Below are 20,342 nucleotides of genomic sequence, written 5' to 3' on the forward strand. Positions count from 1 at the left end.
CCGGGCAGGGGGCGTACGGGACCGCCGTACGCCCCCTGCCCGGGGCCCTGTTCTCCTCAGGCGAGCAGTTCGCCGTCGATGACGGTGACCGCGCTGCCGGTGAGCAGGGTGCGATCACCGCGCAACGACGTGTGGACCAGACCGGAGCGGGCCGATGCCTGGAGGCCCGTCAGGTCGTCGCGGCCCAGGCGGGCGGACCAGAACGGGGCCAGTGCGGTGTGGGCGCTGCCGGTCACCGGGTCCTCGTCGATGCCGACGCCGGGGAAGAAGCAGCGTGACACGTAGTCGTAGCCGAGTGAGGGGTCCTCGGCCTCGGCCGTCGCGATGACGCCCCTCCGGGAGTGGGCCTTCAGCGCCGCCAGGTCGGGTGAGAGCGAGCGGACCGTCCGTTCGTCGGCGACCTCGACGAGCAGGTCGCCGATGTGCGGCCCGGTGCCCAGGACCCCGGTGACCGTGGTGCCCAGAGCCTCGCCGAGCCCCGCGGGTACGGCCTCCTCCGTGAGCGGGGATGTGGGGAAGTCGAGGGTGATCGCACCGCACTTCCCGGCTGTCGCACTGAGGAGCCCGCAGCGCGCCGCGAAGCGGATCGTGCCCGTGGACGCACCCGTCGTGTGCAGCACGTGGGCGGTGGCGAGGGTGGCATGGCCGCACATGTCGACCTCCGTGGCCGGGGTGAACCAGCGCAGCGCCCAGTCCGCCTCGCCACCGGGGGGCAGCGGGTGGGCGAAGGCGGTCTCGGAGAGGTTGACCTCCGTCGCCACGCTCTGGAGCCATCCGTCGTCCGGGAAGGACGGGGACGAGTCGAGGAGCAGGACCCCGGCCGGGTTGCCCTTGAAGGGGCGGTCGGTGAAGGCGTCGACGATTCGTATGCGCATGGCTCCGACCGTAGGTGCGAGACAACGCCGCAGGCCAAGGCCACTTTGACGGACGTGGCCGTGGAAAGGATTGCCAAACGAACAGTACCGATATATCGTTGACGCATCGCGACAGATCAACGATGGAAGGAAGTGAGTGCGATGCGCACCCATGGATATGGACACGGACGAGGACATGGCGGCCCGGGGCGGCCCGGCGGGGGAGACTTCGAGGAGCGTCGGGGTGCATTCGGCTCGTTCGGCCCTCCGTTCGGCGGCCCGTTCGGCGGGCGCGGCGGCAGAGGCGGACCACGGGGGAGGGCGCGCCGCGGCGACGTACGCGCGTCGATCCTGGCGCTGCTCAAGGATCGCCCGATGCACGGCTACGAAATGATCCAGGAGATCGGTGAGCGCAGCGGTGGGGCCTGGAGTCCCAGCCCCGGCTCCGTCTACCCGACCCTCCAGCTCCTGGAGGACGAGGGCTTGATCGTCAGCCAGAGTGAAGGCGGCAAGAAGCTGTTCACGCTCACCGAACCGGGCCGTACGGCCGCCGACGAGGGGCCTGACGCCCCTTGGGAGGAAGCCGGGCGGGGCGGGGACTGGGAGACGATGAACGAGATCCGGCAGGCCGGCTTCGGTCTGATGGAAGCGTTCAGCCAGGTGTGGCGGACCGGTACGCCGGACCAGCGGAAGAAGGCGGTCGCCACGATCGGCGAGGCCCGGAAGAAGCTCTATCTCATCCTGGCCGACGAGGACTGAGGTCCTGGTACGGCGGCGGCGCCCCCAACGGATATCCGTTGGGGGCGCCGCCGCCGTACCAGGAACCTTCAGGCCACCAGGCCGGCGAGTCTGCGCAGGGACTCCTGGAGTGCGGCGGTCGCCGAGTCCTTGAGCTTGCCGGCCATCAGTGACACGGCTGCACCCGTGAACTCCCCGTCGATGCGGGCCACGGTGGCATCGCCGTCCGGGGTGAGCGAATAGCGCATCGCGAGGCTGACCCCCATGGGGCCCTTGCCGCGGGTGATCAGGAGGGCTCCCGGAGTGAGCTCGTCGACCGTCCAGTTCACCTCCGCGGGGAAGCCCATGAGCTTCATGTTCTCCTCGAAGGTGGCTCCTACGGCGAGCGTGGCGGGGCCGCCCTCGGGGAAGCTGGTGTGGGTCGCGTTCCACTCGCCGTACGCGCTGAAGTCGGTCAGCTGGGACCAGACCTTCTCGGCCGGTGCTGCGATCCGAGCCTCGGCGCTGACTTCGGCCATGCGACCACCCCTTCTCGTCGGGTTGTGACGTCGCGGAACGTAGCTCCTGGACCGTGAACATTCAATACTGATGAACCGTCAGGTCGCGTGCGGCCCGCATTCCGGCAGTCGGTGGGAGCCGGGGTGCCCGGCCGCGTGCGGAGGGTGGGCGATGGTTGCCCGGGGGAGCGCGTGCAGGAGGGTGTGCCCGTTTCGGGTGCAATCACCGTCTCATCCGTAAGGAGGAGGACCCGGCCGGGTGTGCCCACCTTCCGTCGGACGGGTAAATGCTCCCCGCCGGGGATGTTCCGGGCGTGCGTGGCTGATGAGCTGGGAGATGTGCGAAGCCCTACCCAGCCGGACGGCCGGCCCGCCCCGTCGCGTGCGGACATCGAAGCCAGGCTCACCGTGGAGCTGGCGACGGTCGTGGCGGGCGCGCGCCGGCGTGCATTGCGCGACGGCGACCGCCAGATCGACACGGCCCATCTGCTCCACTCGGTGATCGAGACGGATCCTGAGGTGCGGGCGGCCTTCGGCGACGGTCCTCAGGTCGCCAAGGTGCTCGGTTATCTCGTCCAGCGGAGCATCGGCTACGGACTGCGCTGGCAGGGCTCGGTGGAGGACTCGGGGGCCGTGCCGGTGGTGACCGAGTCCGGCGTGGCCGGCTGGTCGCCCGCCGCGGTCACGGCCATGGAAGGCGCTCTGGAACGAGCGGTGCAGCGCGGGAACCGCAGGGCGAGCGGGCTCGACCTGCTGGCAGCACTCGCACGCGACCGTGAATGCCGCGCGGTGGAGGTGCTCGGCCGCGCAGGGGCCGACGCGGAGCTCCTCGCGAGGCGTCTGGAGGCCGGTACCTGACAGGCCCGTCGGTGGTGAAGCCCCTGACGCCACCTGTCATGATGTGCCGATGCATGCGTCTCGGGTGAAGAGCGTCGGCCTGGGACTCGCCCTGGTGTCGGCCTTCGCGTTCGGTGGATCAGGGGTCGCGGCCAAGCCGCTGATCGAGGCGGGGCTCGACCCGCTGCACGTGGTCTGGCTGAGGGTGGCCGGCGCCGCCCTGGTGATGCTGCCCGTCGCCTGGCGGCACCGCGGCCTCGTACGGCGCAGACCCGCGCTGCTCCTCGGCTTCGGGCTGTTCGCCGTCGCGGGCGTCCAGGCCTGCTACTTCGCGGCACTCTCCCGTATCCCCGTCGGTGTAGCCCTGCTGATCGAGTACCTCGCCCCCGCGCTCGTGCTGTGCTGGGTCCGGTTCGTGCAGCGCAGGGCGGTGACGCGTGCGGCGGCGGTCGGCGTCGTGCTCGCCGCCGGGGGTCTCGCCTGCGTGGTCGAGGTCTGGTCCGGGCTCAGCTTCGACGCTTTCGGCCTGCTGCTCGCGCTGGGCGCCGCCTGCTGCCAGGTCGGCTACTTCGTCCTGGCCGACCACGGCGGCGGCGACGGCGCCGACCGTCCCGACCCGCTGGGTGTCATCGCGTACGGGCTGCTCGTCGGGACCGCCCTGCTGACGGTCGTCGCACGGCCATGGCGGATGGACTGGTCGCTGCTCGCGGGCCAGGCGGAGATGAACGGGACACAGGTACCCGCCTGGCTGCTGCTCGGCTGGATCGTGCTGATCGCCACCGTCGTCGCGTACGTCTTCGGGGTGGTCTCGGTCCGCAGGCTCTCCCCGCAGGTGGCCGGGGTGGTCGCCTGTCTCGAAGCGGTCATCGCGACCGTGCTCGCCTGGGTGCTTCTCGGGGAGCACCTCTCCGCACCGCAGATCGCGGGCGGAGCTGTCGTGCTGTTCGGCGCGTTCGTCGCCCAGTCGTCGGCGCCGAAGCCGCCGTCCGGCCCGGTGGCGGGCGCGACTCCGCCCGTCGCGGCAGAGCTGCCCGCCGGACGGACCGCGACCTGACGAGTGGCGCAAGGGCGGTCCCTTCCCCGGGCGGGCGCACGACGGGACAGCCGCTGTGTCTCGCCGCGCTGCCGGAACTCCCGGGCGCATCCAGCCGGCGAATGTCCCTCCGCCTTGCGGCGCACCGCATCCGGGCCGTGCGCCGATGAACAGGGGCTGCAGGACTGCCCGTAGACTCCGGGCATGCATCTCACCGTACTGCCGCCCCCCGCTGCGTAACGCGGGCGGCCGCACCCCCTGACGGAGACCGGGCTCGGGATGTTCCCGAGCGGCTCGTCGCTGCCCGCGCACGGAGTTCAGCGACCACCCTTCCCTGTCTTCCTCATGGAGAAGCACGTGACGTATGCGCCGAACCCTGCCGCCGGGCTGTCCGTCCGCCGGAGTCTCGTCCAGCTGGCCGTAGCCGGCGCCGCATGGGGCACCGCCGGTGCCGCGGCCTCGCTGCTCTACCTGGCCAGTGATCTGGGCCCTGTCTCCCTCACCTTCTGGCGCTGCGCCGGCGGCCTCGTGCTGCTGCTCGCCGCGCAGGCCGTGCGCCGCCCGCGCCGCGAGGGCCGCCCCGCCGAGCCACGCGCACGCCGGGCGCTGCGGATCGCTGCCACCGGCGTCGCGTTCACGGTCTTCCAGGCCGCCTACTTCGCCGCCGTCCAGCTCACCGGCCTCGCGGTGGCCACCGTCGTCACTCTCGGCGCCGGGCCGGTACTCATCGCGGTCGGCGCCCGGCTGGCCATGGGGGAGCGGCTGGGCGCGGGCGGGATCGCCGCCGTCGCCGGGGCTCCGGTTGGCCTCGTGGTGCTCGTGTTCGGCAGCGGCGGGGGCGCGGTGCGCCCCGCGGGCATCGGCTGGGCGCTGGTCTCCGCCGCCGGATACGCGGCGATGACGCTGCTGACCCGGTGGCTCGGCCGGGACGGCGGGGGTGACCCGCTGTCGACGACTGCCTGGTCCCTCGCCGTCGGCACCGTCTGCCTGCTGCCCTTCGCCGCGGTCGAGGGGCTCCTGCCGCACACCGTTCACCTGGCCTGGGTGGTGGGCCTGCTGACCTATGTGGCCCTGGTGCCCACGGCGCTCGCCTACGTCCTGTACTTCGCGGGCGCCGCGGTGGTCCGTTCCGCCACGGTCTCGGTGATCATGCTGCTCGAACCGGTGAGCGCCGCGGTCATCGCCGTCGTACTGCTCGGCGAGCGGCTCACCACGGCCACGGTCCTCGGGACGCTTCTGCTGCTCGCGGCCGTCATCGGTCTCGTGTACGGGGAGCTGCGGGCTGCGGCTGCCCGACGCCGGCCGGTACCGGTCTGAGCGGGCCGAAGAGCGCGGAACCGCTCCCGTCCCTCCACCGGCCGCCGGCGCCCGGTCCCGCTGCCTCAGAGTTCCGCGAGGTATCCGGGCAGGGCGACGGCCGGGTCGAGATCGTCCGATGCGACCGGCGCGCCGTATCCGCGGGTCAGCGGTACGACACCCGACCAGTAGGGCAGGGCGAGGTCCTCGGGATCGTCGCTGGGGCCGCCGGTACGGACCTTGGCGGACACCTCTTCGAGTTCCAGACGCACCACGGCGGTCGCCGCCAGTTCCTTGGGGCTGGCCGGGCGGGAGTCGTGCGACCGGCCCGGCACGACGTGTTCGACTATCGCGTCGAGCGCGGTGCGCCGCTCGTCGGCGCCGGTGACCTGACGGGCTGTGCCGTGCACCACCACCGAGCGGTAGTTGATCGAGTGGTGGAAGGCCGACCGGGCGAGGACCAGTCCGTCGACATGGGTGACCGTCAGGCAGACGGGGATGCCGGGGTCCGTCTCCCCTGCTGCCCGCAGGGGGCGGGAGCCCGTCGAGCCGTGGATGTAGAGGCGCTCGCCGATCCGGGCGTACAGCGTCGGCAGCACGACGGGCGCGCCGTCGCGGACGAATCCGAGATGGCAGACGTACCCCTCGTCGAGCACCGAGTGCACCAGCTCGCGGTCGTACGAGGCGCGCTCCCGCGCCCGGGTGGGCTCGGTCCGCGGGGTCGGCTCGTAGGGCGCGGCCGGCTGCCGGGCAGCGGCGGGAGAGGTCTCGGACATTGCTTTCTCCATTGCATTAGTGCATAGTGTCGTTTGTGCTAGGAGAATATGGGATCGAAGGGCGCCGTGCAACGGACATTGCCGCGAGCGTGGAGCGGGCGGTCGGTTCCGGCGTGCTCTCCCCGGGGCAACTGCTGCCTCCGATGCGGGAGTTGGCGGTCCAGCTGGGGGTCAATCCGAATACCGTCGGCTCCGCGTACCGCATGCTCCGCGACCGTGGTGTGATCGCGACGGCGGGGCGCCGGGGGAGCAGGGTGCGGCCCCGGCCGGCCAGTACGGCCCGTGGGTCCGTCAGGGCCGACGTCCCGGCCGGTGTGCGGGACCTGGCTTCCGGCAATCCGGACCGCGCTCTGCTGCCGCCGCTGGCCGATGCGCTGGCGGTCGCAGCCGCGCGCAACGACGAGCGGGCCGTGCTGTACGGGCAGGCGGGTGTCGACCCCGAGCTCGAACGGTTCGCGCGGGCGGCTCTGGCGGCCGACGGTGTGCCGGACGGGCCGGTCGCCGTGGTCTCGGGATCTCTCGACGGGATCGAGCGGGTACTGGCCGCACACCTCAGGCCGGGCGACTCCGTCGCCATCGAGGATCCGGGCTGGGGCGCCCTGCTGGACCTCGTGCCCGCGCTGGGGCTGCGCGCGGTGCCGATGGGGCTCGACGACGAGGGGCCGCTGCCGGGGGAGGTGCAGCGGGTGCTGCGGGAGGGTGCCCGCGCTCTGGTGGTCACCGCCCGCGCCCAGAACCCCACGGGCGCGGTGGTGAGTCCGCCGCGCGCTCGGGCGCTGCGGGCCGTCCTGCGGGACGTGCCCGGCGTCCTGCTCATCGAGGACGACCACGGTCACGGCATCGTCGACCTGCCGCTGAGCCCGCTGGCCGCGGCCACGGACAACTGGGCTCTCGTGCGGTCCACTTCGAAGGCGTACGGGCCCGACCTGCGTCTCGCGGTGCTGACCGGTGACCCGGTCACCGTCGACCGGGTGCTGGGCCGCCAGCGGCTCGGCCCCGGCTGGGTCAGTCATCTGCTCCAGCGCGCGGTCGTCCAGCTGTGGACCTCGGGGGCCGTCGACGTCCGTGAGGTCTCCCTCTCGTACGGGCGGCGCCGGGAGTCGCTGGTGCGGGCGCTGCGCGAGCGGGGCATCGAGGCGCACGGCAGCAACGGGATGAACGTGTGGGTGCCCGTGCCGGACGAGACCGGGGCGGTCGCACGGCTGCTGCACTCCGGTTGGGCGGTCGCCCCCGGGGCCCGCTTCCGGATGGCGGCGCCGCCCGGTGTACGCGTCACGGTCTCCACGCTCGGCGCCGAGGACATCGTCCCCGTCGCCGACGCCGTCGCGTCGGCGGTGGGAACCCTGCCCGGCAGACGCTACGACTGACCGGCCCCGCTGCCCGTACCTGGTCCGACGGGGCCCGCAGTCAGCCCAGTTTGCGGAAGTCCCAGGACACCACGGCGTCCGGGGTCAGCCGCAGCCAGGCGTGCCGCCCGTCGTACGGCATGACGTCCATTCCGAAGTTCTTCCGCGCGAACAGCTTCTCCGGTGCTTCGAGTTCGGGGCAGGGCTCGCCCGTACGGGGTGCCTCGCCGACCATGACGGCGGTGCCCGACAGTTCCACGCCGCGCAGTTCGCCGTACTCCTCGCCGTCGTCGACCACCACGGCCAGGCGCGGGTCCGCGGACAGCTGGGCCCAGCGGCGGCTGCGGGTCAGTGAGTACAGCCAGAGCGACGAGCCGTCCCACAGGAACCAGAGGGCGCCGACGTGCGGCCGGCCGTCGCGCGAGACGGTGGCGACCCGGCAGGTGCGCTGCTCGCCGAGGAAACCGTCGCGCTCCGCGTCCGTCATCATGATCCTTCGGCCGCGGCGCTGGGTGTCGGTCATCGGGGCGTCTCCTCTGCTTGCCGGTCCGGCGTTCCGTCTCAGTGTCCTGACTGGGTGTCAGGAATCATGGGGTGTCTTCCTTCATGACGCAATGGGCGTTAGCCTCGCGCGCCCGGCCCGGCCAGACGGCCGGCTCCATGAGAGGTGTGGGCCCATGCCGACGTCCGAACAGCTCGCGCAGCAGCTCGATCCCGCCAGGGCTGCCCTGCTCACCGTCGAATGCCAGGAGGGTGTGGTCGGCCGGGAGAGCGCCCTGCCCGAACTGGCCGCGGAGGCACGGTCGTCGGGCGCGCTGCGGTGCGTCGCCCGGCTGGTCGCCTGCGCGCACCTGGCAGGGGTACAGGTGCTGCACGCGGTGGCGGAACGGCGCCCCGACGGGCGCGGCGCCAACCGGAACGCCCGGCTCTTCAGGGCGGCCGGACGCCTGCCCGTGCAGCAGCACCCGGGCTCGGCTGCGGTCCGGATCGCCGCGCCGGTCGAGGTGGCGGACGGGGACCTCGTCGTACGGAGACTCCACGGCCTGTCACCCATCGCGGGTACGGATGTCGACGCGCTGTTGCGCAACCTGGGCTGCCGCACACTGGTCGTCGCCGGGGTTTCGGCGAATGTCGCCATCCCCAACGCTGTCTTCGACGCGGTCAACCTCGGCTACACGGTGGTGGTGCCGTCGGACGCCATCGCGGGGGTGCCCGCCGACTACACACCCGCGATGGTCCGCAACACCCTCGCACTCGTCGCGACGATCACCACGACGGACGCCGTCATCGCCGCCTGGAAGACGTCCGAAACGCCGACCGGGGACTGACAGGTCCGCTCAGCCCCGCCGGGCGCATCCGCCGGCCCGCGCGCTCACCGCGCCAGTGCCCGCTCGAGGAAGTCGAGTTCCAGCAGCAGAAGCCGGTCCGCCACGCCCTCGGCGTCGACGCGGTGTCCGGCACCGGGCAGCGGCAGGACGGTGTGCGGACGGCCCGCTGCCAGCAGTGCGGCCGACAGGCGCAGCGTGTGGGCGGGCGCCACATTGCCGTCGGCCAGCCCGTGCACCAGCATCAGCGGCCGGGAGAGCCGGTGCGCGTGCGGGAGCAGCGAGGACAGCTCGTACCCCTCGGGCTGGACATCCGGGTGGCCCAGGTAGCGCTCCTCCCAGTAACTGTCGTACAGCCGCCGGTCGGTCGGCGCCGCGCCCGCGACCGCCGCGTGGAACACGTCGGGGCGGTGCAGTACGGCCCCCGCCGCGAGATAGCCGCTGAACGACCAGCCCCGGATCGCCACCCGCCCCAGATCCAGGGCGTCGTACCGCTCCGCTGCCGCGTGCAGTGCGTCGACCTGATCGTCGAGCACGGGCCCGAGGCGGTCGCCGGCTACGGCCTGCTCCCAGGCGATGCCCCGGCCGGGGGTGCCGCGCCCGTCCGCGGCCAGCACGGCGAAGCCCTGTTCGGCGTACCACTGGCAGACGGCGGTGTACCAGCCGCGCGCCCTGTTCACGATCTGCATGCCCGGCCCGGCGTACGGGCTGAGCAGTACCGGCAACCGCTCCTGGCCCGGCTCGTACCACGAGGGCAGATGCAGGCGGCTGCGCAACTCCCTTGCTCCGAGCCGGAGATGGACCGGCGCCGGGGCGACGAGGGGCTCCTCGGTGAGTACCGCGATCCGCCCGTCGGGCCGGCCGGCCCGGCGGACGGTCACGGACTGGCCGTCCCCGGTCCTGCTGTCGATGACGAGTGTGCGGCCCCCGGCCGCCGCCGTGTGCACACCGGGGGCCCGCGTCAGCCTGACGAAGCCCGGTCCCTCCTCGTACGACCAGACGTGGGTCTCCGTGGGTTCCCCGCTCGCCGTGAACAGGACCCGCCCGTCCACCGAACCCAGCACTTCACGGACGTACAGCCCGTCGGGGCTGGTGGCCTCGCCTATCCGGATCCCGCGCACATCACCGCACACGGTCGGCAGGACCGGAACGCCCGCGGAAGTGTGCAGCGGTGTGCCGGGCTGGAACGCCACCCACTTCTCGTCGGACATCCGGGCCAGCCGCTCGTACCCACGGCCCGCGGGGTCGATGGCGACGACCCACGCCGTGCGCTGGTCCCGTGTCTGGAGAACGGCGACGGGCCCCGCGCTCCCCCATGACGCGGAGACGAGGTACTCGAAGGCTGGGGCGTTCCACGTGCCGCGCGGCGCCTGGTCCTCGGGGGCCGAGCGGGGGAGCGGTACGGGGGTGCGGTCTCCCCCGACCGTGATCAGCAGCAGCTCGGTCTCGGCGTTGGGTGTGCCGGCCGCCGGATAGCGGATGACTGCGGGCGGCCTCTCCGGGTCGGCGAGGTCGGCGATGTAGCGCCGCCGGACCATCGAGGTGTCCACCCGGGCGACGAGCAGCGCGTCGCTGTCCGGGGACCACCAGTACCCCCGCGACCTGCCGATGGATTCCTGCGCGCAGTGGTCGGCGAGACCGTAGGTCACATCGGCTTCCTCGGGTGCCGCGAGCGGCCTGTCACCGGTGCCGTCGGTCCGCACCACGTGCAGGGCGCCGCCGGTGACGTACGCGATCAGGGCGCCGTCGGGCGAGGGGCGGGGGTCTGTGACCGGGCCCGCGGTGGGGATCCGGCGAGGCGCAGCGGCATCGGGCGCACCGTGGCCCGGTGCGGCGCCGGGGTGGTGCTCATCGGGGGATCCGGTGCGGACGGACCAGAGCTCTCCGTCCACGGCGTAGGCGACGACCCGTACGTCCCGGTCGGCCGCGTACGCGGTCACCCCCCGCGAGGGCGCCGGATGAGCTGCCAGAAGGCGCTCCTGTCCGTCCTCGTACACCCACAGCAGGCCGCGTGCGTCGGTACCGGAAGCGGAGCGTACGAACAGCACGCGCTCGCCGTCCGGTGAGACGGTGAACTGCCCTGGCGTACCCAGTGCGAACCGGCGGGTCCTGGCGAACTGGCGGGGGAATCCGTTGATGTCCATGGCTCCATGTTTTCCGTAGGGGTCACCGGTCGGGGAACACAGAAGGACCGTCGTCCTCTCGCCCCGAGGCGGCCCGGCGGGAATCCACCGGATCCGCAGCGCCCCGCCGCCTCACGACCGGGCGTGGGAGGGGAAGCGTCGGGGACCGTCGAGGCCGGCGGTCCTGGTCGTACGTGATGGCCCGCGCCCCCGCGTCGGACGGGACGGCCGGCGGATGCCTGCTGCCCGGACGGCAGGCGGTCACCTTCGCGACCGTGCGCCCGGCCCGTGTGCCGCGCGCTGTCCGGCGGGCCCCTGTGCGGGCGGTGGGCCGCGACGGCGGGGTGAACCGGGCCGAAGGGCCGCGATAATGAGCTGAGGCATTATCGCAGGCCGCGAGGGCCACTCACCCGCATCGCCATGGAAGCTGCGGGTGCGTGGCCCTCACGGTGTCACCGCCGGCAGCGGCGCGGGCCGGCTGCCCTGCGGGGGACGGGTCAGCTGAGGGTCTTCAGGGCCGCGGGGTCGTAGGCGGCCAGCTCTTCGAACCGCCGGCCCAGCACCTTGGCGGCCCACTGGGGGTCGTGGAGCAGCGCACGGCCCACCGCGACCATGTCGAACTCGTCGCGCTCCAGCCGGTCGAGGAGATTGTCGATGCCCTTGACCTGTGAGCCCTCGCCGCGGAAGGCGCCGATGAAGTCGTCGTCCAGGCCGACCGAACCGACCGTGATGACCGGCTTGCCCGTGAGCTTCTTCGTCCAGCCCGCGAGGTTGAGGTCCGAGTCTTCGAACTCCGGGAGCCAGTAACGGCGCGTGGAGGCGTGAAAGGCATCCACCCCGGCGGTGGCCAGCGGGGTCAGGAGGGCTTCCAGCTCCTCGGGGGTCCCGGCGAGCTTCGTGTCGTAGTCCTGCATCTTCCACTGCGAGAAGCGGAAGATCACCGGGAACGAAGGAGAGACCGCGGCGCGCACCGCGGCCACGATCTCCGTGGCGAACCTGGTGCGGGCCACCGGGTCACCGCCGTACCCGTCGGTCCGCCGGTTGGTCCCCTGCCACAGGAACTGGTCGATGAGATAGCCGTGGGCGCCGTGGAGTTCGACCCCGTCGAAGCCGATGCGCTCGGCCGCGGCCGCGGCCTCCGCGAACGCGCTGATCACGTCGTCGAGGTCCTGCTGTGTCATGGCTTTGCCGTGGTCCCCGGTGCCTTCCGGGAGGCGGAGGCCGGACGGGCCCATGGCAGGCGCGTCGGCGAACGGGGGGCTCCCGGCGGCGCGGGCCATGCCGATGTGCCACAGCTGCGGCACGATCGTGCCGCCGGCCGCATGCACGGCGTCGGCTACCTTCGCCCAGCCCGCCAGCTGCTCCTCGCCGTGGAAGCGCGGGACCCGGTCGCTGTCCCCGGCGGACGCGTGATCCACGTAGGTGCCTTCGGTCACGATCAGGCCGACACCGGCCGCGGCCCGGCGCGCGTAGTACGACACCACGTCCTCACCCGGTATGCCGCCCGGGGAGAACTGCCGGGTCATGGGCGCCATCGCGATGCGGTTCGGAACGGTCAGACCGTTCAGGACGACGGGCCGGGAAAGGATCCGGGCCGCACGGTCGGCGGAAGCGGTGGAGGTCACTTGGCAGGCTCCTCGGGAAAACAGCTGGCAGGAATGGGCACTTCTGTGCCGTCGGGGTCAACCGGGGACCGTCTCCGTTGATTCCGTCCGTCCGGTGTGACCCCGGATACGCCCTGCCGCTCGCGACGCGGCCGCCGGTGGGGGCGGGCGGGCCGCGGTGGGGCGGGCCGGCGCTGCCGCCGCGTCAGATCGTGGTGCGGCCGCTCACGAGCGCGCTCGCCAGCAGGGACAGCCGGACGCGCTGAGCGTCGTCGAGGTCCGAGGTGAGGGCGAGGATCCGCCGGCCGGCGTCGGCCGTCGTCGCACGGGCCAGTTCGTGACCCTGTTCCGTCAGCGACACCTGCACGGCGCGTCCGTCGTGGGGTGCGGCGGCGCGGCGCACCAGGTCACGGCGCTCCGCCCGGTCGACCAGGCCGGTCATGCTGGATTTGTCCAGTCCCAGGTGCCGGGCGAGCTCCTGCATACCGGGCTTGCGGTCGCGCAGCACACCCAGCAGGCGCAGCTGAATGACCGACAGCCCGCGTTCGGCCGCCACGCTCGCCAGCACGCCCTGAACGAGGAACGACAGCTGGACCAGGCTGTCGACGATTCCCAGGTCACCGGCCTCGGGTGCGCTGCCGGTCCCGCTGCCGTCCGGCACCCGGCGCGGGTCTGCGGCAGGGGCGCCGGGGTGGGCGGGGGCAGATGGGGCTGCGGCGCGCGTGGCGCCGGCGTCGTCGGTCATGACCTCACCATAGTTGACATAGTACGTGACCCAAATTAATTTGGTTTTGGTCACGTACTAAGTCACGTACTACACCCGCAGGGAGGCAGGGCCGACGCCCTCCGTGCGACCAGGGAGCCGTCATGCACGCCGCTGTCGTCCGTTCGTTCGACCGTCCGCCCCGCTACGAGGAGTTCGCCACCCCGAAGGAGACCGCCGGGCACGACCTGCTGGACGTCCTGGCCGCCGGCCTGCACCCCAGGGTCCGCTCCGGCGCCAACGGCACGCACTACACGAGCGACGCACAGCTGCCCCTGATCCCCGGCGTCGACGGGGTGGGCAGACATCCCGACGGGCGGTGTGTGTACTTCGTGGCGGGTGACGACGTGCCGGGCACGATGGCCGAACAGGCCCTGGTCGACCCGCGCCGCGCAGTCCCGCTGCCGGAGCACGCCGACCCTGTGGTCATCGCGGCAGCGATGAACCCCGCGATGTCCTCGTGGGTTGCGCTGCGCCGCCGGGTCCCGTTCCGGCGCGGGCAGAGCGTGCTGGTCCTCGGTGCGACCGGCAACGCGGGGCGGATGGCCGTGCAGATCGCCCGCCACCTCGGCGCCGCCCGCATCGTCGCCGCCGGGCGGGACCGGCGGCGCCTGGACCTGCTCACCGGCCTCGGTGCCACCGACGTGGTCGCTCTGACCGGAGACCCGGCAGCGGCCGCGGACCGGCTGGGCACGGCCGCCGCCGACGTCGACGTAGTGATCGACTACACCTGGGGCGCCCCCAGCGCACTGGCGATCCCCGCCCTCGTCACCCGGCGCGCCGAGCGCAGCGCTCCGCTGGACTGGATCCAGATCGGTTCCACGGCCGGGCAGGACATCACCCTGCCCTCCTACGTGCTGCGCGCGGCCAATCTGCGGATCATGGGCAGCGGCCAGGGTTCCGTGACCGCCGCGGGAATCGTCGCCGAACTGCCGTCCCTGATCGCCGAACTCGCGGCGGGCACCCTCACGGCCGACGCGCATCCGGTGCCGCTGGCCCAGGTCGAGCAGGCCTGGGCCGCCCACGCCGAACCGGGCCGGCGCATCGTGCTCACCCCGGCCCCGCACTGACGCGGCGGGCAGCCGGACGCCCTCACCTCCGTGCCCCGGACCCCGCCCCGAGCACGGTACCGAGCGCCCTCCGGTCGACCTTGCCGTTGCCGTTGAGCGGCAGGTCGTCCAGGTGCGTGAGCACGGCCGGCACCATATACGCGGGGAGGCGGCCGCGGAGCGCCACGCGGAGATCGTTCTCGCTGCCCGGTGCTCCGGTGTATGCGGCGGCGATCTCGGTGCCCGCCCGGGTCGCCAGTGGGACGACGGCCGCCTCGCTCACTCCGGGCTGAGCGCGCAGCGCCGCTTCGACCTCGCCCAGCTCGACCCGGTATCCGTGCACCTGGACCTGCTGGTCGCCGCGTCCGATGTGCACCAGCGGCAGTTCGCGGGAGCCGGCGAGCTCGTCGGGCGGCAGGAGGCTCACCCGGTCGCCGGTCCGGTACCAGTGCGCGTCGGTCAGCGCGGCCGCCGGATCGTACGGGGCGCCGTCGGCTTCGAGGAACCGGCCGGCATTGTCGGCGGGGTCCAGATAGCCGGGGAAGCGCTGTGGGCCGCGCACGAACAGTTCGCTCCCGAAGAGCCGGTGTTCCATGCGGGGGTTCAGAGTGCCGATGGGCACCGTGCCGTTGGCGGGGGACGGCCAGTGCGCCGGGTCGGCGGGCAGCCGGTACGCGGTGCAGGTGACGGTGAGTTCGGTCGGGCCGTACGCGTTCTCCAGTGAACTGCCGGGCGCGGCCTGTCGCCACGCCTGCGCCTGCTGGAGCGTGAGCGGCTCCCCGCAGAACACGCTCGCCCGCACGGTCGGCATGCTGCCGGGGCCGAGCGCGCGCAGCCGCTTCGCCAGTGAGATGACGGACGGCACGGAGTTCCAGTGCGTGATGGCACGCGTGTTGACGAAGCGGACGGGCGACAGGAGATCGTCGCGGCTCGGCACGACCAGGGTGGCACCGCTTCCCCACGCGGTGTACATGTCGAAGACCGACGGATCGAAGGTCAGGTCGAACGTCTGGGAGAACCGGTCGCCGGGAGACGCCGCGCGGTGCGGGACGGCGTGCGTGAGATAGGCGCAGATGTTCCGCTGCTGGATCGGGACGCCCTTGGGCACACCGGTCGACCCCGAGGTGAACATGATGTAGGCGAGGTCATCGGGCGCCGGCCCGCGACGGGGCGGCGCGGGCGCCGGTGCGTGGACATGGGAGAGCAGTTCACCCTCCGTCATCTCGATCACCGGGGGGCCCGGCCGCCCCGCATGGCCGGCGGTCCCGTCGCTCAGGACCGCGTCCAGCGACGCCTGCCGTGCGATCCCGGCGTTGCGTTCGGCGGGAAACGCCGGGCCGAGAGGCACGGCGGCGGCGCCGATGCGCTGGATGGCGAGATACCCCGCGTAGGCGACGACCGTGCGCCCGGCCAGCAGCCCCACTCTGCGTGGGGGTGTGCCGTCCCGCAGGCGGACGAGCGCCGATGCCAAGTGGTCCGCGAGACCGGAGAGTTCGGTGTACGTCAGCCGGGTGTCGCCGGTCTCCAGCGCCGTACGGTCGCCGTGGACGGCCGCCGAGGCCGCGAACCAGTCGTCGAGGGTGTGCCGTCGGACGGAGATGCTCACGGTCTGTCCTTCTCGGGTGTCGGGGTCCTGCCTGCCACTTCGGTGCCGCACGCGGGAGGTGCGGATGGTGCGGAGTACGCCGAGTACGCGCAGCTGAACGGGGTGCGCGACCGGTCGCGAAGGCTGATCCAGCGGTACGCCCCCCAGCGGCCCGACCGGGAGCCCGGCCGCACCTCGATGGCCCAGGGGCGGCCGGCGAGGCCAGCGCCGCTGGCCTTCACACACGCCTCCTGGACGGTCCACACCCAGGCGACCTCCTCGGCCGTGCGCTCCGGGGACAGCGCGGCGACCCGGTCGGCGTGCCCGTGCAGTATCCGGCGGGCCAGCGAAGCCGGAACGCAGCCCGCGGGGTGCTGGAGATCCACCCCGACAGCCCGTCCCACGGCGACGCCTGCGGCGACCGAGCCCCCGCTGTGCGAAACACTGACACCCACGTCGGGCAGTCCGGCCAGCCCGGGTTTCCCGCGCGTGTCCGCGGTGACGCCGGCCCCGGCGGCAACCGGGTGGACAGCGGCGAGCAGCTCCCGCAACAGGCCCCGCCCGGCGAGGAATTCAACGGTGCGCCACTCGGGCAGGCGGGCGGCCGCGCGCAGATCACCCCGGTGGGCGCTCGGCCTCACCCCGGCGGCGGCCGTCTCGGCCACCCAGACCCGGTCCGCGACCTGGAACAGGGCGGTCACCGCAGTACGTCCGGCAGCGCGGGCTCCGCCAGCAGGGTCCCGGCGGCATCCGCCAGCACGTCGAGGACGACCTCATTCGCACCGCCGCCGATGCCGAACAGCGCCGCCTGGGCCCGTACTTCCTGGATCCCACCGGTGGTGAAACCGGCCGCCCCCCACAGCTGCCCGCACCCGCCCAGCACCTCACTGACGGTGGCGCCGGCGGCTGCCTTGAGGGTGGCGGCGGCTGTCGCGTCGTGCGCCGCCACCACCGAATCACCGGACTCTGCCACCAGCGCCTGGAGTTCGCGCAGGCGCAGCAGGCAGAGCGCGAAGCGCTGGCGTACGGAGTCCAGGTCCCAGAGGGTGCCGTCCCCGTGCGCGCGGGCCGTCAGATGGCGGTGGGTGTCCCGCAGGGTGCGGCGGCACAGGGCCACGGCCCACTGCGCTCCGGCGAGCCGCTCGGTGCCGATGTGGCGGGCGAAGAGCGGGAGCCCGAAGCCGACCCGGCCCAGTACGTGGTCCCGCCCGACCCGTACGCCGTCGAATGTGATGTGGCCGACGCCTGAATCGGCGAAGAGCGCCGAGTCGGCGGCGGTCACCTCCACGCCCGGCGCGTCGGCGGGTACCAGGACCCAGGTGAAGTGGGTGAAGTGCCGGCCCGGCCGGTGCCGGGCGAGGACGAGGTGGTGGCCGGCGGTGGTCGCATTGGTGATCCAGTTCTTCCCGCCGGTCACCTCCAGCGCGTCGTCCTCGATCCGCACCTGGGTGCGCAGCGCCGTGAGGTCGGTCCCCGCCGTCACGTCGGTGGCCGCCAGGGCGATCGTCGCCCGGCCCGCCAGCGCACGCTCCAGGGCGGACCGTGCGGCCGGTGCGGCGCCCGCCGCGAGGACGGGCAGCGCGGTGGCGAGCTGCACGCTCACCGACAGCGTGGCAGCGACCGAGAAGCGGGCGTCCACGGCGGTGAGCAGCCCTCCGAGCCCGTCGATGTCGGCTCCCGCGCCGACGGCGCCGCCACGGTAGGCGCGAGCGGTCAGGCCGCCCTCGCCGAGTGCGGCCCATATCCGGGCGCCGCTCGCCGTGGCGGGCAGCGCGTCGAGCGCGGCCCAGTCGGGACCGGCCTGCCGCTCCCGGTGCGGAGTGTCAGGCAAAGTTCACCCCCTGGTCGCGGAGCGCCAGCCGGCCGTCCGCCAGGTGAAGCCGGTCGTTGCTGTAGTTCAGTGCGGCCGAACGCAGGTCCCGCAGGGCGGATTCGAGACGGGTGGGGGAGTCCTTCAGATAGCCGTGCCGCAGCCCGAGCGCGGTGACCAGGTCGTCGACGGCCGCGTGGCACTCATCGGCGGCCGTGATCTTCAGCGAGTTGAGCAGGAGCTGACGGGCCGGGACCGAGAGATCGTCCCCCGACTCCACCACCCCGAGAGCCCGTACCAGCAGCGCGTGCACCGTCTCCAGGCGCTGCCGTGACCGGGAGATCCGGGTGAGCAGCAGCTCCGATGTCAGGTCGAAGCGCTCACGCCCCGCCGGGCTGCGCAGCAGGCGCAGAACACGGGAGAGGGCCCCGGCCGCCGTACCGAGCCATACGGCCGACCAGCCCAGGTGGGCCAGCGGGCCGAAGACCTGGGCGGCGATCTCGTGGAACCCGCCCTGTCCGCCTACCACTTGGCCGGCCGGGACGGTCCCGCGCAGCCTGAGCGAGCCGCTGTGGCTGGCTCGCATGCCCATCGGCTGCCATTCCCCCGGCCCGCCGATGTCGAGCTGGCTCCGGTGCGCGTACACCAGGGACACTTCGTTGCCGGCGACGGCGTCCGGGCTGCGCATTGTGATGAGGAACCCGTCGGCGTACCCGCCGCCGGTCACGACCGGTGCGAACCTGTCGACCGACAGCAGCCCGTCGCTGTCGGTCAACTGAGCCTGTGCGCTCAGCAGATGACCGCCCTTGCCGACCTCGGTCGTCACCGACGCCAGATAGATCTCACCCTTGGCGATGCCCGGCAGCAGCTCGTCGCGGAGCGCCTCGCTTCCGTATCTGACGATGGCCTCGGCCTGCTGGCAGTGCATCGCGAAGATCATTCCTACCGACATGTCGCTGCGCCCGATCGCCTGCGCCGCTGCCACCAGGTCCGCCGCGGTGCCCCCGAGGCCGCCGTGGGCGGCGGGTACCAGGAGCCCGAGCAGGCCGGTGCTGCGCAGCGCTGCGAGAGCCTCGGCGGGAAACTCCGCCGACCGGTCGGTCCGCGCGGCGTGCTCCTCGGTCACCGCGGCGACCTCCGCGAGCGCCACGGAAAGATCGAGCGGCGCGGGGGCCGCGGGGGCCGTGCTCACGCGCCGGTCCCGTCGGCCGACCCGTCGGAGAGCTGGGCGGAGATCACGTGCCAGAGGCTGCCGGCGGTCGCGAACGTCGTGTCGTTGAGCTCCTCGTCCGGCAGGGATATCCCGAAGGTGTCCTCGACGGAGAACAGCAGCTCGATGGCCTGCATCGAATCGACGCCGAGCCTGCGCAGATCCGTTTCCGGGGTGATGACGATCCCGTCGGGCCCGGCGTTCTTGAGGAACGGACGCAGCAGTTCGGTGAATCGGGAGTCCATGGCGGGAGCCTCTCGTGGATGCGTGGCGGCGGACGGTACGTACGGGGGCGCGGTCAGCGCGCGATGCGGCACAGGTCGTCGACCCGGCGAAGGTTCTCCGGAACGAGGTCGGCGGCGGCGAACTCCGCCCCGAGTTCGTCCTCGAGGCGTTCGATGATCTCGATCAGCCGGAACGAGCCGAACGAGGCGAAGGAGTCGAAGGGCGCGCCTGCGAGCAGTTCGGCGTCGGCCACGCCGAGCACGGCGCCGGCCACGGCCGCGACCCGGCGCCGCAGCGCCTCGTCCTGCTCCACGCGCGCGGGCCCGGCGTGCAGTTCCAGGTCGGCTGCCAGCACTTCGCGCAGGCGCTCCACGAGCAGGGGCGGTTCGGCACGGCCGCGCGAGACCCGGCGGTGGGCGAGGTACGTCTGCTCGACGACCTTGTCCCAGGCACGCAGATGTGCCTCCTGGGCCTCGCTCCCCTCCGGCCGGCCGGAGAGGAACTCGCGGTACTTCGCGTGCAGTCTGCGGCCGCGGGCCAGCAGCCAGGTCTCGACGGTGAGCTGCTCGACGGCGCGCGCACGGTCCGGCCAGCTCTCGTACGCCCGGAGATACTCCCGTACCGCCGACGGGTCGGCCGTGAGTGTGGGAGGCAGGGTGCCGAGCGGCGGCAGGTCTCCCACGCCGATCTCCACGGCGCGGGCGGACCCGATACCCGCGAGGTCGGCGTCGGAGAGGACCCAGCGGCCGGGCACCGCGGGCCCCCAGGACGTCTCGCTGCGGTAGGCGTCCGTGACGTGCCACCCGTCGGGTCCGGCGGCCAGCAGGAAACTGTGCTCCATGTGCGCGTGCCCGTGGTACGGCAGCCAGGGCAGCCGGAAGGAGTCCGCGACGACGTAGTGCGTTCCACCGCGCCGGGCGACCGCCGCCGGCAGCTCCGCCCCCGTCAGCCGCTCACTGTGCGCCGTGCGCAGCCCGAGGAGGCCCGGCAGGGTGCTGAGTTGCTCGTCCGGAGGGGGTTCGACGGTCGGGAGGCCGTCGGGCCGCGTCCAGGTCCGGAAGCCGAGGGCCGCTCCCGTCCGCAGATGGGTCCCGGCGCCGTGGTGGTGGTCCGCCAGTACGGCCAGATTGACCTGGATGCAGTCCAGCAGGCCGGTATGGACCGGTCCGATGTCGAAGTGCTCCGGCTCACCGGGGCGCGCCGTGCCCGCATTCGGTGTCTCCGTGTCCGCCATGTCCGCTTGCCTTCCTTGCCTCATCGGTCCCTGGTCC

General features: G+C 73.0%; 20 protein-coding genes. 7 read left to right on the forward strand and 13 right to left on the reverse strand.

Features of this window, described 5'->3' with window-relative positions:
- Positions 1-56: 56 nt before the first annotated feature.
- Positions 57-875, reverse strand: coding sequence for a PhzF family phenazine biosynthesis protein (locus OG584_RS30330; protein WP_405782600.1), 819 nt, complete (start codon positions 873-875; stop codon positions 57-59).
- Between the two features lie 141 nt (positions 876-1,016).
- Here OG584_RS30330 and OG584_RS30335 point away from each other — a divergent pair, with 141 nt between their 5' ends.
- Entirely contained in the window at positions 1,017-1,613 is a 597-nt protein-coding gene (locus tag OG584_RS30335; RefSeq protein ID WP_405782602.1) for a PadR family transcriptional regulator, read from the forward strand.
- A gap of 68 nt (positions 1,614-1,681) precedes the next feature.
- Here OG584_RS30335 and OG584_RS30340 read toward each other — a convergent pair whose 3' ends face one another.
- A complete protein-coding gene (locus OG584_RS30340; RefSeq protein WP_405782603.1) occupies positions 1,682-2,110 on the reverse strand; it encodes an SRPBCC family protein in 429 nt (142 codons plus the stop codon).
- A 282-nt stretch (positions 2,111-2,392) separates the two neighbouring features.
- On the opposite strand from OG584_RS30340, the gene OG584_RS30345 reads away from it, so the two are divergent.
- The 3 genes from OG584_RS30345 to OG584_RS30355 all read left to right on the forward strand — a co-directional run bounded on the left by OG584_RS30345 (position 2,393) and on the right by OG584_RS30355 (position 5,276).
- A complete protein-coding gene (locus tag OG584_RS30345) occupies positions 2,393-2,947 on the forward strand; it encodes a Clp protease N-terminal domain-containing protein (protein WP_405784362.1) in 555 nt (184 codons plus the stop codon).
- Positions 2,948-2,996: 49 nt separating this feature from the next.
- Positions 2,997-3,980, forward strand: a complete 984-nt coding sequence (locus OG584_RS30350; protein ID WP_405782605.1) for an EamA family transporter — start codon at positions 2,997-2,999, stop codon at positions 3,978-3,980.
- A gap of 324 nt (positions 3,981-4,304) precedes the next feature.
- The gene (locus OG584_RS30355) at positions 4,305-5,276 is read left to right on the forward strand and encodes a DMT family transporter (protein WP_405782607.1); all 972 of its coding nucleotides are present in this window, start codon (positions 4,305-4,307) and stop codon (positions 5,274-5,276) included.
- A 65-nt stretch (positions 5,277-5,341) separates the two neighbouring features.
- Here the strand turns inward: OG584_RS30355 and OG584_RS30360 are convergent, their stop codons facing one another.
- Positions 5,342-6,031, reverse strand: coding sequence for a pyridoxamine 5'-phosphate oxidase family protein (locus tag OG584_RS30360; protein ID WP_405782609.1), 690 nt, complete (start codon positions 6,029-6,031; stop codon positions 5,342-5,344).
- A 35-nt stretch (positions 6,032-6,066) separates the two neighbouring features.
- Between OG584_RS30360 and OG584_RS30365 the strand changes: the two genes are divergently transcribed.
- Positions 6,067-7,398: an aminotransferase class I/II-fold pyridoxal phosphate-dependent enzyme gene (locus OG584_RS30365; protein ID WP_405782611.1), complete on the forward strand. Its 1,332-nt coding sequence runs from the start codon at positions 6,067-6,069 to the stop codon at positions 7,396-7,398.
- 40 nt (positions 7,399-7,438) lie between these two features.
- Here OG584_RS30365 and OG584_RS30370 read toward each other — a convergent pair whose 3' ends face one another.
- Positions 7,439-7,900, reverse strand: coding sequence for a pyridoxamine 5'-phosphate oxidase family protein (locus OG584_RS30370; protein ID WP_405782612.1), 462 nt, complete (start codon positions 7,898-7,900; stop codon positions 7,439-7,441).
- A 154-nt stretch (positions 7,901-8,054) separates the two neighbouring features.
- Here OG584_RS30370 and OG584_RS30375 point away from each other — a divergent pair, with 154 nt between their 5' ends.
- Complete coding sequence (locus OG584_RS30375) at positions 8,055-8,705, forward strand: cysteine hydrolase (RefSeq protein WP_405782614.1); 651 nt, start codon at positions 8,055-8,057, stop codon at positions 8,703-8,705.
- 44 nt (positions 8,706-8,749) lie between these two features.
- On the opposite strand, the gene OG584_RS30380 is transcribed toward OG584_RS30375, so the two are convergent.
- The 3 genes from OG584_RS30380 to OG584_RS30390 form a co-directional block, all read right to left on the reverse strand.
- Positions 8,750-10,846, reverse strand: a complete 2,097-nt coding sequence (locus OG584_RS30380) for a prolyl oligopeptidase family serine peptidase (RefSeq protein ID WP_405782616.1) — start codon at positions 10,844-10,846, stop codon at positions 8,750-8,752.
- Positions 10,847-11,322: 476 nt separating this feature from the next.
- The gene (locus OG584_RS30385; RefSeq protein ID WP_405782618.1) at positions 11,323-12,450 is read right to left on the reverse strand and encodes an NADH:flavin oxidoreductase; all 1,128 of its coding nucleotides are present in this window, start codon (positions 12,448-12,450) and stop codon (positions 11,323-11,325) included.
- 184 nt (positions 12,451-12,634) lie between these two features.
- Positions 12,635-13,174: a MarR family winged helix-turn-helix transcriptional regulator gene (locus OG584_RS30390; RefSeq protein WP_405782619.1), complete on the reverse strand. Its 540-nt coding sequence runs from the start codon at positions 13,172-13,174 to the stop codon at positions 12,635-12,637.
- Positions 13,175-13,296: 122 nt separating this feature from the next.
- Between OG584_RS30390 and OG584_RS30395 the strand changes: the two genes are divergently transcribed.
- Positions 13,297-14,262: a zinc-binding alcohol dehydrogenase family protein gene (locus tag OG584_RS30395; RefSeq protein WP_405782621.1), complete on the forward strand. Its 966-nt coding sequence runs from the start codon at positions 13,297-13,299 to the stop codon at positions 14,260-14,262.
- A 22-nt stretch (positions 14,263-14,284) separates the two neighbouring features.
- Here the strand turns inward: OG584_RS30395 and OG584_RS30400 are convergent, their stop codons facing one another.
- Genes OG584_RS30400 through OG584_RS30425 form a run of 6 tightly spaced genes read right to left on the reverse strand, consistent with a single transcriptional unit; the run spans position 14,285 to position 20,305 of the window.
- Positions 14,285-15,847, reverse strand: a complete 1,563-nt coding sequence (locus OG584_RS30400) for an AMP-binding protein (RefSeq protein WP_405782623.1) — start codon at positions 15,845-15,847, stop codon at positions 14,285-14,287.
- The gene (locus tag OG584_RS30405) at positions 15,844-16,527 is read right to left on the reverse strand and encodes a 4'-phosphopantetheinyl transferase family protein (protein WP_405782625.1); all 684 of its coding nucleotides are present in this window, start codon (positions 16,525-16,527) and stop codon (positions 15,844-15,846) included. Before OG584_RS30405 ends, OG584_RS30400 begins: the two co-directional genes overlap by 4 nt.
- On the reverse strand, positions 16,524-17,657 hold the full coding sequence (locus tag OG584_RS30410; RefSeq protein ID WP_405782627.1) for an acyl-CoA dehydrogenase family protein: 1,134 nt from the start codon (positions 17,655-17,657) through the stop codon (positions 16,524-16,526). Before OG584_RS30410 ends, OG584_RS30405 begins: the two co-directional genes overlap by 4 nt.
- The gene (locus OG584_RS30415) at positions 17,650-18,828 is read right to left on the reverse strand and encodes an acyl-CoA dehydrogenase family protein (protein WP_405782628.1); all 1,179 of its coding nucleotides are present in this window, start codon (positions 18,826-18,828) and stop codon (positions 17,650-17,652) included. Before OG584_RS30415 ends, OG584_RS30410 begins: the two co-directional genes overlap by 8 nt.
- Positions 18,825-19,091, reverse strand: coding sequence for an acyl carrier protein (locus OG584_RS30420; RefSeq protein ID WP_405782629.1), 267 nt, complete (start codon positions 19,089-19,091; stop codon positions 18,825-18,827). Before OG584_RS30420 ends, OG584_RS30415 begins: the two co-directional genes overlap by 4 nt.
- A gap of 53 nt (positions 19,092-19,144) precedes the next feature.
- A complete protein-coding gene (locus OG584_RS30425; RefSeq protein ID WP_405782630.1) occupies positions 19,145-20,305 on the reverse strand; it encodes an acyl carrier protein in 1,161 nt (386 codons plus the stop codon).
- Positions 20,306-20,342 lie beyond the last annotated feature (37 nt).

It is taken from the genome of Streptomyces sp. NBC_00859, from assembly GCF_045161865.1.
GTDB lineage: Bacteria > Actinomycetota > Actinomycetes > Streptomycetales > Streptomycetaceae > Streptomyces.

What these genes read in the sequence shown, in the direction of transcription:
- OG584_RS30330 (WP_405782600.1), bottom strand. Translation starts at nt 875, where the DNA reads ATGCGCATACGAATCGTCGACGCCTTCACCGACCGCCCCTTCAAGGGC.
- OG584_RS30335 (WP_405782602.1), top strand. Translation starts at nt 1,017, where the DNA reads ATGCGCACCCATGGATATGGACACGGACGAGGACATGGCGGCCCGGGG.
- OG584_RS30340 (WP_405782603.1), bottom strand. Translation starts at nt 2,110, where the DNA reads ATGGCCGAAGTCAGCGCCGAGGCTCGGATCGCAGCACCGGCCGAGAAG.
- OG584_RS30345 (WP_405784362.1), top strand. Translation starts at nt 2,393, where the DNA reads ATGTTCCGGGCGTGCGTGGCTGATGAGCTGGGAGATGTGCGAAGCCCT.
- OG584_RS30350 (WP_405782605.1), top strand. Translation starts at nt 2,997, where the DNA reads ATGCATGCGTCTCGGGTGAAGAGCGTCGGCCTGGGACTCGCCCTGGTG.
- OG584_RS30355 (WP_405782607.1), top strand. Translation starts at nt 4,305, where the DNA reads ATGGAGAAGCACGTGACGTATGCGCCGAACCCTGCCGCCGGGCTGTCC.
- OG584_RS30360 (WP_405782609.1), bottom strand. Translation starts at nt 6,031, where the DNA reads ATGTCCGAGACCTCTCCCGCCGCTGCCCGGCAGCCGGCCGCGCCCTAC.
- OG584_RS30370 (WP_405782612.1), bottom strand. Translation starts at nt 7,900, where the DNA reads ATGACCGACACCCAGCGCCGCGGCCGAAGGATCATGATGACGGACGCG.
- OG584_RS30375 (WP_405782614.1), top strand. Translation starts at nt 8,055, where the DNA reads ATGCCGACGTCCGAACAGCTCGCGCAGCAGCTCGATCCCGCCAGGGCT.
- OG584_RS30380 (WP_405782616.1), bottom strand. Translation starts at nt 10,846, where the DNA reads ATGGACATCAACGGATTCCCCCGCCAGTTCGCCAGGACCCGCCGGTTC.
- OG584_RS30390 (WP_405782619.1), bottom strand. Translation starts at nt 13,174, where the DNA reads ATGACCGACGACGCCGGCGCCACGCGCGCCGCAGCCCCATCTGCCCCC.
- OG584_RS30395 (WP_405782621.1), top strand. Translation starts at nt 13,297, where the DNA reads ATGCACGCCGCTGTCGTCCGTTCGTTCGACCGTCCGCCCCGCTACGAG.
- OG584_RS30420 (WP_405782629.1), bottom strand. Translation starts at nt 19,091, where the DNA reads ATGGACTCCCGATTCACCGAACTGCTGCGTCCGTTCCTCAAGAACGCC.
- OG584_RS30425 (WP_405782630.1), bottom strand. Translation starts at nt 20,305, where the DNA reads ATGGCGGACACGGAGACACCGAATGCGGGCACGGCGCGCCCCGGTGAG.